The sequence below is a fragment of the Streptomyces sp. Ag82_O1-12 genome (assembly GCF_900182715.1).
In the GTDB taxonomy this organism is placed as follows: domain Bacteria; phylum Actinomycetota; class Actinomycetes; order Streptomycetales; family Streptomycetaceae; genus Streptomyces; species Streptomyces massasporeus.
Map to the genome: position 1 here is coordinate 450,449 of NZ_FXUW01000001.1, position 16,812 is coordinate 467,260.

At 73.0% G+C, this 16,812-nt stretch carries 11 protein-coding genes; 3 read left to right on the top strand and 8 right to left on the bottom strand.

Annotation, left to right across the window (positions count from 1 at the left end; all coding sequences use genetic code 11):
• Positions 1–49: 49 nt before the first annotated feature.
• Positions 50–1,600: an acyl-CoA synthetase gene (locus QOL88_RS02225; RefSeq protein WP_097214829.1), complete on the bottom strand. Its 1,551-nt coding sequence runs from the start codon at positions 1,598–1,600 to the stop codon at positions 50–52.
• On the bottom strand, positions 1,597–2,709 hold the full coding sequence (locus QOL88_RS02230) for an NAD(P)H-dependent flavin oxidoreductase (protein WP_097214830.1): 1,113 nt from the start codon (positions 2,707–2,709) through the stop codon (positions 1,597–1,599). The genes QOL88_RS02225 and QOL88_RS02230 overlap by 4 nt, the downstream gene beginning before the upstream one ends.
• A gap of 159 nt (positions 2,710–2,868) precedes the next feature.
• On the opposite strand from QOL88_RS02230, the gene QOL88_RS02235 reads away from it, so the two are divergent.
• On the top strand, positions 2,869–4,653 hold the full coding sequence (locus QOL88_RS02235; protein WP_097214831.1) for a serine hydrolase domain-containing protein: 1,785 nt from the start codon (positions 2,869–2,871) through the stop codon (positions 4,651–4,653).
• Positions 4,654–4,657: 4 nt separating this feature from the next.
• Here QOL88_RS02235 and QOL88_RS02240 read toward each other — a convergent pair whose 3' ends face one another.
• The 3 genes from QOL88_RS02240 to QOL88_RS02250 form a co-directional block, all read right to left on the bottom strand.
• Positions 4,658–6,235 (bottom strand): phytoene desaturase family protein, encoded by a 1,578-nt coding sequence (locus QOL88_RS02240; RefSeq protein ID WP_179878740.1) that lies wholly within the window; start codon positions 6,233–6,235, stop codon positions 4,658–4,660.
• Between the two features lie 62 nt (positions 6,236–6,297).
• Positions 6,298–8,529, bottom strand: coding sequence for a serine/threonine-protein kinase (locus QOL88_RS02245; protein WP_097214833.1), 2,232 nt, complete (start codon positions 8,527–8,529; stop codon positions 6,298–6,300).
• A complete protein-coding gene (locus QOL88_RS02250; RefSeq protein WP_179878741.1) occupies positions 8,504–9,439 on the bottom strand; it encodes an oxygenase MpaB family protein in 936 nt (311 codons plus the stop codon). The genes QOL88_RS02245 and QOL88_RS02250 overlap by 26 nt, the downstream gene beginning before the upstream one ends.
• A 206-nt stretch (positions 9,440–9,645) precedes the next feature.
• Between QOL88_RS02250 and QOL88_RS02255 the strand changes: the two genes are divergently transcribed.
• Positions 9,646–11,157, top strand: a complete 1,512-nt coding sequence (locus QOL88_RS02255) for an ABC transporter substrate-binding protein (protein ID WP_097222815.1) — start codon at positions 9,646–9,648, stop codon at positions 11,155–11,157.
• A gap of 5 nt (positions 11,158–11,162) precedes the next feature.
• Positions 11,163–12,920, top strand: a complete 1,758-nt coding sequence (locus QOL88_RS02260; RefSeq protein ID WP_097214835.1) for an ABC transporter permease subunit — start codon at positions 11,163–11,165, stop codon at positions 12,918–12,920.
• Positions 12,921–12,971: 51 nt separating this feature from the next.
• Here QOL88_RS02260 and QOL88_RS02265 read toward each other — a convergent pair whose 3' ends face one another.
• From QOL88_RS02265 to QOL88_RS02275, 3 genes are read right to left on the bottom strand one after another with little or no spacing between them, the layout of a single operon-like run.
• A complete protein-coding gene (locus QOL88_RS02265; protein WP_097214836.1) occupies positions 12,972–13,952 on the bottom strand; it encodes a D-2-hydroxyacid dehydrogenase in 981 nt (326 codons plus the stop codon).
• Position 13,953: 1 nt separating this feature from the next.
• The gene (locus QOL88_RS02270) at positions 13,954–15,405 is read right to left on the bottom strand and encodes an NAD-dependent succinate-semialdehyde dehydrogenase (protein WP_097214837.1); all 1,452 of its coding nucleotides are present in this window, start codon (positions 15,403–15,405) and stop codon (positions 13,954–13,956) included.
• A gap of 43 nt (positions 15,406–15,448) precedes the next feature.
• Positions 15,449–16,729, bottom strand: coding sequence for an NAD(P)/FAD-dependent oxidoreductase (locus QOL88_RS02275; protein ID WP_097214838.1), 1,281 nt, complete (start codon positions 16,727–16,729; stop codon positions 15,449–15,451).
• Positions 16,730–16,812 lie beyond the last annotated feature (83 nt).

Consider the following 16,812-nt stretch of genomic DNA (forward strand, 5'->3'; position numbering starts at 1 on the left):
AAGGACGACGCCGGCCCCACTCCTCCGCGACCAAGGCCGCGACGCCGCCTCACACCGGTCGCGTCCGGCCCTCCCAGTACGGCTCCCGCAACCGCCGCTTGTACAGCTTGCCGTTGGGGTCACGGGGCATCTCGGCGATGAAGTCGACGGACCTGGGCCGCTTGTACCCGGCGAGCCGGTGGGCGCAGTGGTCGAGGAGGTCGGTGGCGAGGGCGGGTCCGGGCCGGTGTCCGGGGGCCGGTTCCACGACCGCCTTGACCTCCTCGCCCCAGTCGTCGTGCGGGATGCCGAAGACGGCGGCGTCCGCGACGGCCGGGTGGGCGAGCAGGGCCGACTCGATCTCGGCCGGGTAGATGTTGACCCCGCCGGAGATGATCAGGTCGATCTTGCGGTCGCGCAGGAAGAGATAGCCGTCCTCGTCGAGGTGGCCGAGGTCGCCGACGGTGAAGAAGTCGCCGATACGGTTCTTGCGGGTCTTGGCCTCGTCCCTGTGGTACGAGAAGCCGCCGGTGTTCATCTTCATGTAGACGGTGCCGAGTTCACCGGGCGGCAGCCGGTTGCCGTCGTCGTCGAAGATCGCGAGCTCGCTGATGGGCCAGGCCTTGCCGACGGTGCCGGGCTTCTTCAGCCAGTCCTCGGCGGTGGCGAAGGCGCCCCCGCCCTCGCTGGCCGCGTAGTACTCCTCCACACAGGGCCCCCACCAGTCGAGCATGGCCCGCTTCACGTGGTCGGGGCAGGGCGCGGCGCCGTGGATGGCGTGCCGCATGGAGGAGACGTCGTAGCGGTCCTTCACCTCGCCGGGCAGGGCCAGCAGGCGGTGGAACTGGGTGGGGACCATATGGGTGTGGGTGCAGCCGTGGGCGTCGATGAGGCGGAGCATCTCCTCGGGCGTCCACTTGTCCATGAGGACCAGCCGGTGGCCGATGTGCAGGGACGCGCCGGCGAACTGCAGGACGGCCGTGTGGTAGAGCGGCGAGCACACCAGGTGCACGTTGTCGTCGAACGGCCGGATGCCGAAGATGCCGAGGAAGCCGCCGAGGTACGCCTCCTCCGGGGGCTTGCCGGGCAGCGGGCGGCGGATGCCGCGGGGGCGTCCGGTGGTGCCGGAGGTGTAGTTCATGACCCAGCCGAGGGTGCGGTCCGCGGGCGCCGACTCCGATTGTCCGTCGAGGAGTTCGGCGTACGGGCGGAATCCCTCGACCGTGCCCACGGCGTACCGGTGGGTGCCCGGCAGGCCGGCCTCGTCGGCGGCGGCGCGGGCCGCGTCGGCGAAGCGCTCGTGGGTGAGGAGCACCTTGGCGCCGGAGTCGGAGACGATCCAGGCGATCTCCGGTCCGACCAGGTGGTGGTTGACGGGGACGAGGTAGAGCCCGGCCTGGCTGGCGGCGAGATAGGCGATGAGGAACTCGACGCCGTTGGGCAGGACCACGGCGAAGGTGTCGCCGCGTTGCAGCCCGGCGTCGCGCAGGCCGTGCACGAGCCGGTTGGCGGCGGCGTGCAGGCGTCCGGCGGTCCACTCCTCGCCGTCGGGTGCGACGAGCACCTTCCGGTCGGGGTGCTGTGCGGCCTGGGCCCAGAAGCCCACGGGGGGTGTGCTCACGACTGTCCGCTCCTTCCGGCGATGCGGTTGACGCGGTCCACGGCCTGCTCGAAGCCACGGGTGAGGTCGTCGAAGACGGCCTGGACGCTGCGTTCGCTGTTCATCCGGCCGACGATCTGCCCGACCGGGGTGCCGAGCAGCGGGTCGACCTCGTACTTCTGGATGCGCGAGACGGCCTCGGCGACCAGCAGCCCTTGCAGGGGCATGGGCAGGGTGCCGGGCCCGGCCGCGTCGTCCCAGGCGTCGGTCCACTCGGTGCGCAACTGGCGTGCCGGTTTGCCGGTCAGGGCACGGGAGCGGACGGTGTCGCCGGAGCCGGCCGCGAGGAGTTTGCGGGTCAGGGCGGGCGAGTGGAGGTCCGCTTCCGTGGTGGTCAGCCACAGGGAGCCGAGCCACACGCCTTGGACGCCGAGGGTGAGTGCGGCGGCCACCTGCTGTCCGCTGCCGATGCCGCCGGCGGCCAGGACGGGCATCGGGGCGACGGCGTCGACGACCTCGGGGGTGAGCACCATGGAGGCGATCTCGCCGGTGTGGCCCCCCGCCTCGTAGCCCTGCGCCACGACGATGTCGATCCCGGCGTCCCGGTGCTTGCGGGCGTGCCGGGCGCTGCCCGCGAGTGCGGCGACGAGGACGTCCTGGTCGTGGGCGCGGGCGATGACGTCGGCGGGCGGGGAGCCGAGGGCGTTGGCGAGGAGCCGGATCGGGTAGTCGAAGGCGACGTCGAGCTGGCTGCGGGCGACCTGCTCCATCCAGCCGGTGATGCGCCAGCCGGTCGCCTCGCCCTCCGCGAGTTCGGGCACGCCGTGCTTGGCGAGGGTGTCCCGGACGAACTGCCGGTGCCCCTCGGGGATCATCGCCTCGACGTCGGCTTCCGTCACGCCCTCGACCTTCTTCGCCGGCATCACGACGTCCAGGCCGTACGGCCTGCCGTCGACGTGTGCCTCGATCCAGTCCAGGTCGCGTGTGAGCTCGTCGGGGTCGGTGTAGCGGACCGCGCCGAGCACGCCGAAGCCGCCGGCCCGGCTGATGGCCGCGGCGACGGCCGGGAACGGCGTGAAGCCGAAGACGGCGTGCTCGATTCCCAATGTCTGGCTCAGCTCCGTCTGCATGGCCGCAGGATGCCGGAGTCCCCCGGAGGACGGAAGGGGTTTTCTGATGCTCCGTCAGATTCAGGACCCGGTTGGTTCCCGCGCGCGGTCTATGGGCGGAGGCGGGCGGCGGACATACTTCATGGGACATGCGAGTCGGCAGAGGCGAAGGGGTACGCGGTGACCGACAGAGCGGCGAGCGGCGGCGAACTGACCCGGCGTCAACTGGGCAGAGCGGGACTGGCCCTGGGTGGTGCGCTCGCACTCGCCCCGTTGCCCGCCGGGCCCGCCGGGGCGTCCCCGGTGACGACCGGCCACCGCCCCACCCTGCGGCACGGTTCCGCCGCACGCGCCGGACTGCTCTCCTCCCACCTGCGCCGGCTCGTCACCGACGCGGAGGCGTTCCTCGCCCCCTCCCCCGAACACCCCTGGTACGCGGGCGCCGTCCTGCTCGCCGGACGCGGCGGCACGGTCGCCCTGCACCGGCCCATCGGCATGGCGGTGCGCTACCGGGCCTACGACGAGAAGACCGACACCGGCGTCGAGTTCCCGCCCGACGAGCAGATCCCGATGACCGAGGACACCGTCTTCGACCTCGCGTCGGTGTCGAAGCTGTTCACCTCGATCCTCGCCGTGCAGCAGATCGAGCGGGGCGCGCTGGAGCTGGAGGCGAAGGTCGCCTCGTACCTGCCGGACTTCTCACGCGCGGGCAAGCAGGACATCACGATCCGCCAGCTCCTCACCCACACCTCGGGCTTCCGCGCCTGGATCCCGCTGTACAGCGCGCCCACCCACGAGGAGAAGCTCCAGCTCATCTGGAACGAGAAGCCGGTCAGCGCGCCCGGCACGGCGTACCTGTACTCGGACCTGAACCTCATCTCGCTCCAGCTCGTGCTGGAACGGATCACGGGCCGCGCCCTGGACGTCCTGCTCCGGGACGAGATCACCGCGCCGCTCGGCCTGCGCCGCACCCGCTACAACCCGCCCGCGTCCTGGCGGCCGAAGATCGCGGCCACGGAGGACGCCCGCGCCCCGTGGTCCGGCCTGGACCGGGGCCTGGTGTGGGGCGAGGTGCACGACGAGAACGCCTTCGGCCTGGGCGGCGTCGCGGGCCACGCGGGCGTGTTCTCCGACGCCTGGGACCTGGCGGTCCTCGGCCGTACGCTGCTCAACGGCGGTGTCTACGGGCGGTCCAGGATCCTGACGCCGGAGTCGGTGGAGCTGATGTTCACCGACTTCAACACCGCTTTCCCCGGGGACGAGCACGGCCTCGGCTTCGAGCTCTACCAGCACTGGTACATGGGCGCGATGGCCACGCCGCGCACCGCCGGGCACACCGGCTTCACGGGCACCTCGCTGGTGCTCGACCCGACGACGGACTCGTTCCTGGTCGTCCTCGGCAACTCGGTCCATCCGGTGCGAAGTTGGCGGTCCGGGTCGGCGCCCAGGGTGGCCGCGGCGAACAACATGGCGCGGGCCGTGCCGGTGCGGCCGGCGCGGGGACGCACGGCCTGGTTCTCCGGGATGGCGGTCTCCACCACGGCGACCCTCTCGCTCCCCGCCCTGGACACGTCCGCCGGCCGGGCCCGGCTGCGCTGCGCCCTGTGGTGGGACACCGAACCCGCGGCCGACCGCCTGGTCCTGGAGGCCACGACCGACGGCGGCACGACCTGGCAGCCGATGCCCTTCACGACGTCCCGCCGCGGTCAGGACCCCGAGCAGCACCCGTCGGGCTCGGTCACCGGCTGGTCCGGCCGCGTCTGGCACAAGCTCACCGCCGACCTCCCGGCCGCGCGGGAGCTCGCCCTGCGCTGGCGCTACGCGACGGACCGGCTGTACGTCGGACGCGGTTGCTACGTGGACGGGCTGCGTGTGGAGGCGGCCGGAGGTGTCCTGTTCGACGAGGCGCGCCCGGCGGACGCGGCGCGCCTGAAGGCTGTGGGGTGGACGCGGGAGGCCGACTGAGGGGTCACCCGGGGGTGTTCTCCAGCACCGCCATGGCCGCGTTGTGTCCCGGGACCCCGCTGACCCCGCCCCCGCGCACCGCGCCCGCTCCGCACAGCAGCACGTTGGCGTGCCCGGTCTCCACGCCCCAGCGTCCGGTGCCCTCCTGCGCGTAGGGCCAGCTCAGCTCGCGGTGGAAGATGTTGCCGCCGGGCAGGCCGAGGTCCCGCTCCAGGTCGAGCGGCGTCCTGGCCTCGATGCAGGGGCGTCCGTCGGCGTCGGTGGCCAGGCAGTCGGCGAGCGGTTCGGCCAGGTGGGCGTCGAGCTGGGCGAGGGTCGCCTTCAGCAGGTCCTCGCGCGCGGCGTCGTTGTCCCGCTCGAACAGGCGGGCCGGGGTGTGCAGGCCGAAGAGGGTGAGCGTCTGGTAGCCCTGCTCGGCCAGGTCGGGTCCGAGGATGGTCGGGTCGGTGAGCGAGTGGCAGTAGATCTCGGAGGGCGGCGCGGCCGGCAGGTGACCGGCGGCGGCCTGGGCGTGGGCGGTGGCCAGTTGCTCGTAGCCCTCGGCGATGTGGAAGGTGCCGGCGAAGGCCTCACGCGGGTCGACGGAGCTGTCGCGCAGCCGCGGCAGCCGCTCGAGCAGCATGTTGACCTTGAGCTGGGCGCCCTCGGCAGGTGCCGGGGCGGGGTCGCCGGTCAGGTCCGCCAGGGCCTGGGGTGAGGCGTTCACCAGGACGTGCCGGGCGGTGACGGTGCCTTCGCCGTCGGCGGTGCCATAGGTGACCTCGGCGGTTCGGCCGTCCGTGGCGATGCGCAGCGCCTCGTGACCGGTGGCGAGGACGGCGCCCGCCGCGCGGGCCGTGTCGGCGAGCGCGTCGGTGAGGGCTCCCATGCCGCCGACGGGCACGTCCCAGTCGCCGGTGCCGCCGCCGATCACGTGGTAGAGGAAGCAGCGGTTCTGTTTCAGGGAGGGGTCGTGTGCGTCGGCGAAGGTGCCGATGAGGGCGTCGGTGAGGACGACGCCGCGCACCAGGTCGTCCTCGAAGCGCTCCTCGACGGCGGCGCCGATCGGTTCCTCGAACAGCACCCGCCAGGCTTCCTCGTCGTCGAGGCGGCGGCGCAGCTCCTCGCGGGTGGGGAGCGGCTCGGTGAGGGTCGGGAAGATCCGCTCGGCGACGCGGCCGGTGATGCCGTAGAGCTCCTGCCAGGCCCGGAACTCGCGGTCGGAGCCGGTGAGCCGGGCGAACGCCTCCCGGGTACGCCGTTCGCCGCCGCCGACGAGGAGTCCGGTGGGCCGGCCGTCGCGCTCGGCGGGTGTGTAGGAGGAGACGGTGCGGGTGCGCACCCGGAAGTCCAGGTCGAGGTCCCGGACGATCTTCTTGGGCAGCAGGCTGACCAGGTACGAGTAGCGGGACAGCCGGGCGTCGACTCCGGCGAAGGGCCGGGTGGACACCGCCGCGCCGCCCGTGTGGTCCAGCCGCTCCAGGACGAGCACGGAACGCCCGGCCCGGGCCAGATAGGCGGCGGCGACCAGGCCGTTGTGGCCGCCGCCCACGATGACGGCGTCGTAGGTCCGGTGTGCGCGGGGTCCCTCGGGTGCGGTCATGGTTCTTGGTAACACGGGGTGATCCGGGTCGGCCAGACGGCGCCTTGCTGCTCGCCCGGGGGTCAGCGCCCCGCCGCGGCCCGCTGCTCCCGCAGGGCCGCGACTCTTCGGTACAGGGCCACGGCCTCGGCGCCGCGGCCGAGCTGTTCCAGGCAGTGGGCCTCGTCGCCCCGGCTGGCGAGGGTGTCGGGGTGGTCGGCGCCGAGGACGCGTTCGCGGGCTGCGGCCACACGCCGGTACTCGGTGAGCGCGTCGGCCCAGCGGCCCAGCCAGCCGAGGCCGACGGCGACCTCGCGGCAGCTGACGAGGGTGTCCGGGTGCTCGGGGCCGAGGACCTGGTCGCGCAGGGCGGCCACGTCACGGGATTCCGCGAGGGCCTCCTCCCAGCGGCCGAGCCGCCCGAGGTTGACGCAGCGGCCGTGGCGGGCGCGCAGGGTCTCGGGGTGGGTGGGGCCCTGGCTGCGGGTGCGGTCCGCGGCCAGGACACGGTAGAGGTCCAGGGCCTCCGCGCTGCGGCCGAGGCGGCCCAGGCTGATGCCGATCTCGTGCCGGGCGGCGAGGGTGTCGGGGTGGTCGGCACCGAGGGCGCGGCCACGGGCCTCGGCGACCTCGTGGTAGGTCTCCAGGGCTTCGGCCCACCGGCCCAACTGGCCCAGGGCGTAGGCCACTTCGTAGCGGGTGACAAGGGTGTCGGGGTGGTCCGGGCCGAGCACGCGGGCGCGGGCCCCGGCCACCTCGCGGGCCATGCGGTACGAGTCCTCCAGGCGGCCGAGGCGGCTGAGGTTGAAGGCGAGGTTGTGGCGGCAGCGCAGGGTGTCGGGGTGGTCGGGGCCCATGAGGTGTTCGCGGGCGGTGAGCACCGACGTGTAGACACGGTGGGCGTCGAAGGCACGGCCCAGCTGGCCGAGCACGTAGGCCATCTCCTGACGGGCGGCCAGGGTGTCGGGGTGATCGGCGCCGAGGGTGCGGATCCTGGCCTCGGTGACGCGCTTGTACTCGCGCAGGGCGTCCGCGGCGCGGCCGGTGCGGCTGAGGGTGAACGCGACCTCGTAGCGGCTGGAGAGGGTGTCGGGGTGGTCGGGGCCGAGGAGGTGCTCGCGTTCGGCGGCGACTCCCCGGTGCACCTCGCCCGCCTCCGTCCAGCGGCCGAGCCGGCCGAGGCTCAGGCCCGCGTTGTGCCGGCCGGCCAGGGCGGTCAGGACCTCCGTGGGCGGGGCGGCCCGCTCCGCGGGGGCGGGTTCCGCGACGACCGGACCGGTGGCGGGACGTGCGATCCACTCGCCGGACAGCCCGGCCGCCGGGTCCGGGGGTGTGGTGCGCAGTGCGGTGCCGGTCGCCTTGTGGCCGGTGGTCATGCCGCGGGTCCAGGACGGCAGCCGGGCCGCGCCGTCCGGCCCGCCGGGACCCGGGCGGGGGGCCGCGACGGCGGTCACGTACGCCGGCGCGCCCCGGTGGGCGCTGATGCGGCGGGCCAGCTCGCGGGCGTCGTCGGGGCGTTGCCCGGGTTCCTTGGCGAGCAGGTCGAGGACGACGCGCTCGAAGTACTCGGGCAGTTCGGCGCGGTGCTCGCGCGGCGGGCGGGGCGGGGTGTCGCGGTGGCCGACGAGGATCGCCCAGGCGTCGCCGAGGTCGAACGGCGGTACGCCGGTGGCGATCTCGTAGAGCACGCACCCGAACGAGTAGAGGTCGCTGCGCTGGTCGACCTCGGTACCGCTGATCTGCTCCGGGGACATGTAGTGCGGGGTGCCCATGGCGATGCCGGTGCCGGTCAGCCGGGAGGTGAAGCCGATGTCGTGCCCGAGACGGGCTATGCCGAAGTCGCAGATCTTCACGGTGCCGTCGCCGAGCCGCATGATGTTCGCGGGCTTGAGGTCCCGGTGGACGATGCCCTGTTCATGGCAGTAGGCGAGGGCGGCGGCGACCTGCTCGGCGATCTCCACGACGTCCGGGACCGGCAGCGGGTGCTGCTTGTTGTCCTCCAGGAGCTGGCTGAGGTTGCGGCCGTCCAGCAGTTCCATGACGAGGTAGAGCAGGCCGTCGGACTCGCCGAAGTCGTGCACGACGGTGATGCCCCGGTGCTGCAGCGCGGCGGCCACCCGGGCCTCGCGGCGGAACCGCTCCCGCAGCACCCGGGTGAAGGCGTGGTCGTGGTTCGGGCCCAGCGGTTTGAGGCACTTGACGGCGACGTGCCGGCCCAGGGACTCGTCCCGGGCCCGCCACACCTCGCCCATGCCGCCGCGCCCGATCAGATCGAGCAGCCGGTACCGGTCATGGATGAGCCTGCTGTCCCCCATGTCGCGCGACGCTCCCCCCGGTAGCTGTCCGCCCTCCCCCTGGCACACCCAGTATGGCGGCCTGTCGTCCGAGTTTGTACGGTGCCGGGCGCGCGTCGGGGCCGAGCCTCGCCATGGCCCGCAGAATGTGTTTGGGCGGGAGTTGCCAGCGCACACGTGCGGGGATGCGGCGCAGCAGGAGGCCCGCGAGGCGCAGTCGGCGGGTGACGGTGGCGGGAGCGGGGGCCGGTCTGCCGTACAACTCGTGGGCGTACGGCGGCAGGGAGGCGTACGCCAGATGCGCCACGCGCCGCCACAGCACCTCGCGCGCCGGGACGAGGAGCGGGTGCGTCGGCGGGCGGAACAGGAAGTCGTCCACCTCGCGTGCCTCGGGTCCGGCGGCGAGGTCCGGGCGCACCCTCTCGAAGTACTGGGCCATTTCGGCTCGGTCGGCCGGTACGGCGTCGGGGTCGAGGCCCACGAGCCGTGCGCTCTGCCGGTGTTCGGCCACGTACCGGTCGGCCTCGGCGCCGGTGAGCCGGAGCCCGGAACGGTGTGCCACGTGCAGATACGAGTCGATCTCGGCGCAGTGCACCCACATCAGCAGGGCGGGTTCGTCGACGCCGTAGCGCTCGCCGGTGTCCGGGTCGGTCGCGGTCAGCATGCGGTGGATCTTCCGGACCCGGGCGCCGGCGCGCTCGGCGGCCTCGGTGGTGCCGTACGTCGTCGTCCCGACGAAGCTCGCGGTGCGCATCAGCCGGCCCCAGGCGTCCCGCCGGAAGTCGGAGTTCTGCATCACCCCGCGCACCGCACGGGGATGCAGGGCCTGGAGGTAGAGCGCCCGGACGCCCGCTATCCACATCATGGGGTCGCTGTGCAGCTGCCAGGTCACCGATTCCGGTCCGAACAACCCCGGATCCGCGTCGGTCACGCGCCTCACCTCCGCCCGGCGGACACGATGGCACAGCTCGCACAGTAGGTCGAGAGGGCCTTCGTTCGGCCCGCGACCGCCCAATCGTTGAGCTTTCACCCACCCGACCGACAGTTTGGTAAGGCTCCCCTTATATGCTGGCGTCGCCGATCAAGCCCGAACCGGGCCGCAGCGGCCTGCCCGACCGCTCCACGACAGGATCCGACATGCGCACGACCTCCCGCGGCCTCATAGCGGCGCTGGCTCTCCCCCCTCTGCTGGCCGGCTGCTTCGCACCGGGCGACAGCGACGCCGGCGCGGGATCGGGCGGGCGGCTGCGGGTCGCGCTGGCCGTGCCGCCGGTGCAGGCGCTGTCCCCGTACAGCAACGACGCCACCGTGCTGAGCAAGCTGTCCGTCGCCGAGGGCCTCACCGCCCTCGACAAGAACGGCACGGCCGAGCCGGCGCTGGCGAAGTCCTGGAAGCAGGACGATGCCACCACCTGGACCTTCGAGCTGCGCGAGGCCGAGTTCCAGGACGGCACCGAGCTCACCGCCCAGGCCGTCGTCGACGCGCTCGACCACGCCGGCACGGCCAAGCCCAAGCCCCGCGTGCTGAGCGACGTGTCACTGACCGCCAAGGCCGAGGACGCCGACACCGTCACCCTCACCACCACGTCGCCCGACCCGGTGCTGCCGCTGCGGCTGGCCAGCCCCGCGCTGGCGATCCTGTCGGCGAAGGCGTACGCGAAGGACGGCGCCGTCAGCCCCGTCGGCACCGGCACCGGCCCGTTCGAGATCACCCGGCTGAACGGCAAGAGCAAAGCCACTCTCGACCGCTTCGACGGCTACTGGGGCGGCAAGGCGAAGGCGCCCGGCATCGACGTCAGCTGGGTCGCGGACGGGACGGCCCGCGCCAACGCGCTGCGCGGTGGCGAGGCCGACATCGCCGAGTGGATCCCGACCGCCCAGGCGAAACTGCTCGACGAGAAGACCCGGCACGAGGTCCCCTCGGTGCGCACCGACAGCCTGATCCTGAACACCGGCAGCGGCCTGTTCACCGACGCCGCTCTGCGCGCCGCCGCCCGCGAGGCCGTCGACGGCTCCGCGCTGGTCGACTCCGTCTTCGGCGGCTACGCCGACCCCGCGCAGGGCCTGTTCGGGCCCGCCGTCCCCTGGGCGGCCGACAAGCGCGCCGAGGTGACGGGCCGTACCGAGGCCGCGACCGCCGCCGAGGTGAAGACCGGCACCAAGGGCAGGACGCTGCGGCTGGCCACCTACACCAACCGGGCCGAGCTGCCCGAGGCCGCGGCCGTGCTCCAGCAGCAGCTGGAGAAGGCCGGGTTCACCGTGAAGCAGGACGTGCGCGAGTACACGCAGATGGAGGGCGACCTCCTCGCCGGGAAGTACGACGCCCTCGTCTTCTCCCGGGTGACGCTCCTCGACACCGGGGACGCGGTCGACTACCTCGCCAGCGACTTCACCAGCGAGGGCGTCTACAACATCGCCGGTCTGAAGAACGCCGCGGTGGACAAGGCCATCCGGGCCGCCGCCGCGGAACGGGACACCGGGAGCCGCCAGGAGAAGATCATGCGGGCGGAGGCGGAGATCCTGCGCACCGACGCCGTGGTGCCGCTGGTCCACGAGCAGGCCGTGCAGGGCATCGCGGCCGATGTCGAGGGCGTGATCCTCGACCCGCGCGAACGGTCCCTCATCGACGTCGACACGCACCTGAAGTAACGCCCATGAGCCTCGCGCACGCCCCCGCCGCCACCCGCCCGTCCCTCTGGCCGGCGGCGGCCGGCCGGGTGCTCGCCGGAGCCCTGCTGCTCGGGGCGGTGGCCCTGCTGCCGTGGCTGTCCGGCGCGGACCCGGCCCGCACGGTGCTGCGCGCCCGCTCCGCCGACCAGAACCCGACGCCGTCGGAACTGGCCGCCGTGCGGGAGCAGCTGGGCCTGGACGAGGGCCCGCTGGTCCACCTCGCGCACTGGCTGGGCGGCTTGCCGGGCGGGGACGCGGGCGTCTCGTGGGTCTCCGGCGCACCGGTCATGCCGCAGGTGGGGACGGCCCTGTCGGTCTCCCTGACGCTGATGCTGGGCGCCTTCGCGGTCACCGTGCTCGTCGCCGGACTGGTCTGTGCCCGTACCGTCTTCCTCGGTTCCCGGCGCCGGCTGCGGCAGGACCGGGCGGGCACCACGGCCGCCGTCCTGGCGTCGCTGCCGAAGTTCCTGCTCGCCTCGGTGCTGGCCACCGTGTGCGGGGTGGGGTGGGGCTGGTTCCCGTCCAGCGGGTGGGAGGGGCCGCAGTCGATGGTGCTGCCCTCGCTGGCGCTCGGCATCCCCTCAGGCGCGATGCTCGGCGGCATGCTCGACCAGGCGCTGCCCGCCGCCTTCCACGAACCCTGGGCGCGCACGGCCTACGCCGTCGGGCTCCCGCCCGGTCGCATCGCCCGCGACGGGCTGCGCCGCACCCTGCCCGGCATACTGCCGCAACTGCTGCCGACCGTCGTGGCCCTGGTCGGCGGTGCGGTCGCCGTGGAGAAGATCTTCAACATCCCCGGGCTCGGCCGGCTCGCGCTGGAAGCCGCCGTCGCGCAGGACCTCCCGGTGCTGCAGACGGCGACCCTGGCCCTGGTGCTGCTGGGCGTCGCCGCGGGCATGCTGATCCGCGCCCTGCGTCACGCCCTCCTGGGCAGGCCGCTGCGCGACGGCGCCCTGCCTGCCCTGCACCGGCCCCCGCTCACGGTGCCGCGTTCCCTGCGCTGGGTCACCACGGCCTGTGCACTGCTCCTGCTCGCCCTGGTGACTGCGGGCCTCCTGCGCGACCCGCTCCAGGTCGACACGGCGGCACGGTTGCTGTCCCCGTCCCTCGAACACCCGCTGGGCACGGACGCCCTGGGTCGGGACCTCCTGGCCCGGCTGGGCCACGGTGCGCTGCGCACCGCGGGGGTCGCCCTCGCCGTGACGGCGGTCAGTGCGGTCACCGGACTGCTGCTGGGCATGGCACCGCGGGCGAGCGCGGGCCCCACGGAAGTCGTGTCGACCCTGCCCGCCGTGCTCGCGGGCCTGCTGATCGCGGGCGTGACCGGGCCCTCGGTCTGGGGCGCGGCGTGCGCGGTCTGCGTGGTCGGCTGGAGCCCGTACGCCGCCCAGACCTCCGCGCTGCTGGAACAGGAACGCGCGAGCGGGCACATCGCCGCGTCCGTCGCTCTCGGGGCGGGACGGCTGCACCTGCTGCGCCGCCACCTGCTCCCCGCGGTGGTCCCGGCTCTCCTGCGCAACGCCCTGCTCCGGCTGCCCACGACCGTCCTGGTCCTGGCCTCCCTCGGCTTCCTCGGCCTGGGCGAACAGCCGCCCACCCCCGAGTGGGGCCGCCTCCTGTCGGAGAACCAGTCCTACGCCGAACTGGCCCCCTGGACCGTCCTGGGCCCGGCCGCCGCACTGGTGGTGCTGTCCGTGCTGGCGGTGACGGGCAGCGTCCTGGGGCGCCGCAACGGCGCATAGCAGGTGCCCGGCCGGGCAGGTCACCACTGGCCGGCCACCTGCTCCTCTCCTTCAGGCGGGGTTCGTGCCGCTCACGTATCCGCGCCGCTTGTCCACGACGTTGCGCAGGGGGCGGCCCTCGATGTGCCGGGTGAGGTTGTCGAGGAACACCTCGACGAGCGCCTGCCGTTCACTGGTGGTCTCGCCCGCCGTGTGCGGGGAGATCATCACGCCCGGCATGTCCCACAGGGGTGACCGGGCGGGCAGCGGTTCCTGGGCGAACACGTCCAGGGCGGCGCCGGCCAGCCGTCCGGCGCCGAGGTGGTCGATGAGCGCCTCCTCGTCGACGAGTCCGCCCCGGCCCACGTTGATCAGCCGCGCCCCCGGCTTCATCGCGGCCAGCACGGGCGCGTCGACCACGCCCCGGGTGTCGTCGGTGAGAGGTGCGGCCAGGACGACGTAGTCCGCCTCCGCGAGAGCGGTGCGCAGGGTGGCGGAGTCGTGGACCGTGCCGAAATCGGGGTCGCTGGGGCGGGCCGTGCGGCCGGCGCCGCAGACCCGCATGCCCACGGCGCGCAGCAGCCGGGCGACGGCCCGGCCGATCGGCCCCGTGCCCCAGACCAGCACGGTGCGTCCGGTGATGCCGTCGCTGGGGCGCGGACGCCACTCGCGGCGCTGCTGGTGCTCCCAGGTGCCGGGGAAGTCCTTGGCGAGGGCGAGGATCAGGCCCAGGACGTACTCGGCGGTCGGCTGGTCGTAGACGCCGCGCGCGTTGGTGAGCGTGACACCGGGATCCTCGACCAGCGCGGGGAAGAGGAAGGAGTCGACGCCCGCGGAGGAAGCGTGGACCCAGCGGGGCGCCTTCTCGGGGTTGTCGGGCCAGGCTTCGCGGACGGCCGGGGTGATGGTCACCCAGGCCAGGAGTGCGTCGGCGCCGGGGAGGAGATAGGGAAGCTCCTCCTCGGTGGCGTAGACGGTGTCCGCGAGCCGCTCGATGAGCCCGGTGGCGGGGGGCCGGTTGCCCCGGTACAGCACGACGAGGCGGTCGGGCATGTCAGGCTCCGGTGGGGATGGCGATGTACTTGTATTCGAGGAATTCGTTGATGCCGACGGTGCCGCCTTCGCGGCCGAGGCCGGATTGCTTGATGCCGCCGAAGGGGGCGGCGGGGTTGGAGACGAGGCCGGTGTTGAGGCCGATCATGCCGCTTTCGAGGCGTTCGGCGACGCGCAGGGCGCGGTCGAGGTTCTGGGTGAACAGGTAGGCGGCGAGGCCGAATTCGGTGTCGTTGGCGGCGGTGACGGCTTCGTCCTCGGTGTCGAAGGTGTGGATCGCCGCGACCGGGCCGAAGATCTCCGTGTCGATGATCTGCGACTCGGGGGCGATGCCGGTGAGGACGGTGGGCGGGTAGAAGCAGCCGGGTCCTTCGGGCAGTTCGCCGCCGGTCAGGATCGTGGCGCCGCGCTTGACGGCGTCCTGGACCAGATCGTGGGCCTTGCTGCGGCCGGTGACGTCGATGAGGGGGCCGACGTCGGTGCCGGGTTCGGTGCCGTCGCCGACGGTGAGGGCAGCCATGCGGGCGGCGAGGCGGGTGGCGAACTCGTCGGCGAGGGAGGTGTGGACGTAGATGCGGTTGGCGGCGCAGCAGGACTCGCCCATGTTGCGCAGCTTGGCGACCATGGTGCCTTCGACGGCGGTGTCGAGGTCGGCATCGTCGAAGACGATGAGGGGGGCGTTGCCGCCGAGTTCCATGCTGGTGCGGATGACGGTGTCGGCGCACTGGGCGAGCAGGACGCGGCCGACGCCGGTGGAGCCGGTGAAGGAGAGTTTGCGGATCTGGCCGCCGCGCAGGAGGGGTTCGACGACGCCGGGGGCGTCGGTGGTGGTGACGATGTTCAGGACGCCGTCGGGCAGGCCGGCTTCCTTCAGGATCGCGGCGAGGGCGAGGCTGGTCAGGGGGGTCTGGGGGGCGGGTTTGAGGACGATGGTGCAGCCCGCGGCGATGGCCGGGCCGATCTTGCGGGTGCCCATGGCCAGGGGGAAGTTCCACGGCGTGATCAGCAGGCAGGGGCCGACCGGCCGACGGGTGACCAGCAGGCGGTTCCTGCCGTCCGGCGCGGTCATCAGGCCGCCGTCGATACGGACGGCTTCCTCGGAGAACCAGCGGAAGAACTCGGCGCCGTAGGCGACCTCGGCGCGGGCTTCGGCCAGGGGCTTGCCCATTTCCAGGGTCATCAGCAGCGCGAGGTCCTCGGTGCGCGCGATGATGATGTCGTAGGCGCGGCGCAGGATCTCGCTGCGCAGGCGGGGCGCGGTGGTGGCCCAGGCTGTCTGCGCGGCGACCGCGGCATCGACGGCGCGCTGTCCGTCGGCCGGGGAGGCGTCGGCGACCCGGCACAACTCCTCACCGGTGGCCGGGTTGTCGACGGACAGAGTGCGGCCGGACTCGGCGTCCTGCCAACCACCGCCGATGAACAACTGCTTGGGAACATCACGGACGACCGTCATCGTGGGGTATCTCCTTGTGAGCGTAAGAGGTGCTGCCGACCGGTCAGCGGATGCGGTCCAGCGTCTTGTAGTAGGCGCCGGCGAAGGGCAGGAACCAGGCGGTGCCGTTGTAGAGGGGGATGCGGGGCGGGGCGATGTCGCGAACGGGGCTGGCCTCGGGGTGGCCGTCCATCACCTCGGCCATGACCTGCCCCATGTGCGTGGCCATCTGCACGCCGTGGCCCGCGTATCCCATGGAGTAGTAGACGCCGTCCTCGGTCTGCCCGGCGTGCACGATGCGGTCCATGGCGAAGCCTACGGAGCCGCCCCACACGTACTCGATCTTCGTCCGGGAGAGTTGAGGGAAGATCTCGCACATCTCACGGAACAGGACGGCTCCGCTCTTCTTGTCCGAGGTGGGGTCGGAGGGCGCGAAGCGGGCCCGGCCGCCGAACAGCAGCCGGTCGTCCGGGGTGAGCCGGAAGTAGTGGCAGAGGTTGTTGGAGTCGACGATGAGGCGGGCCTTCGGGATGACGTCCCGGGCGAGTTCCTCGCCGAGCGGCTCGGTGACGATGATGAAGCTGCCCAGGCAGACCTGCTGGCGGCGCAGCCAGGGGAAGTTCTTGTCGGTGTAGGCGTCGGTGGCCATCATGACCTGCCCGGCGCGGATCACACCGCGCTCGGTGCTGACCTCGTAACGGCCGGTGGCGGTAGGCCGCACACCGATGGCCGCGTTGCGCTCGTGGATCTGGACACCCGCGCGCTCACACGCCTCCGCCATGCCGCGCACGAAGCGGCCGACGTGGAGTGCGGCGCTGAGCGGGTCGAGGAGGCCGCCGTGGTAGGCGTCGGAGCCGATCTCGGAGCGCAGCTCGGACTTGCCGATCAGGGTGGTCTCGTGGCCGAAGTGGCGTGCCAGGTCGCGCTGTTGGGTCTTCTTGCTCTCGAAGTGGGCGGGGCGGGACGCGACACCGAGGCGTCCGACGCGACGGAACTGGCAGTCGAGGGACTCCTCTGTCACGAGCCGCTCGACGGTGTCCACGGCCTCGCCGTAGGAGTTGTATATCTCACGGGCCCGTTCGAGGCCGTACCGGCGGATGGCCTGGTTCACACCGATGGTGAAGCCCAGGTTGGCCATGCCTCCGTTGCGCGCCGAGGCGCCGGAGCCGACCTGGCTCTTCTCGACGAGGGTGACGCGGGCGCCCTTGCGCGCGGAGTGCAGGGCGGTGGACAGGCCGGTGAGACCGGCGCCGATGACCACGAGGTCGGTGTCTTCCGGAAGGGGCTTGCCGGAGCGGTCGGGGAACGGCCCGGCGGTTTCCATCCAGAACGGGATCGTCTTCATGTGGGGTCTCCTGCGGGAGGTGGTTCAGGGGGCACCGTGGCCGGGCGCACGGGGCTGCCCGGGCCGACGGCGCTGTCGGCGGG

Bases quoted from the DNA above. Each gene is read 5' to 3' on its own strand.
- QOL88_RS02230 (WP_097214830.1), bottom strand. From the start codon at position 2,709: ATGCAGACGGAGCTGAGCCAGACATTGGGAATCGAGCACGCCGTCTTC.
- QOL88_RS02240 (WP_179878740.1), bottom strand. From the start codon at position 6,235: ATGACCGCACCCGAGGGACCCCGCGCACACCGGACCTACGACGCCGTC.
- QOL88_RS02245 (WP_097214833.1), bottom strand. From the start codon at position 8,529: ATGGGGGACAGCAGGCTCATCCATGACCGGTACCGGCTGCTCGATCTG.
- QOL88_RS02255 (WP_097222815.1), top strand. From the start codon at position 9,646: ATGCGCACGACCTCCCGCGGCCTCATAGCGGCGCTGGCTCTCCCCCCT.
- QOL88_RS02260 (WP_097214835.1), top strand. From the start codon at position 11,163: ATGAGCCTCGCGCACGCCCCCGCCGCCACCCGCCCGTCCCTCTGGCCG.
- QOL88_RS02265 (WP_097214836.1), bottom strand. From the start codon at position 13,952: ATGCCCGACCGCCTCGTCGTGCTGTACCGGGGCAACCGGCCCCCCGCC.
- QOL88_RS02270 (WP_097214837.1), bottom strand. From the start codon at position 15,405: ATGACGGTCGTCCGTGATGTTCCCAAGCAGTTGTTCATCGGCGGTGGT.
- QOL88_RS02275 (WP_097214838.1), bottom strand. From the start codon at position 16,729: ATGAAGACGATCCCGTTCTGGATGGAAACCGCCGGGCCGTTCCCCGAC.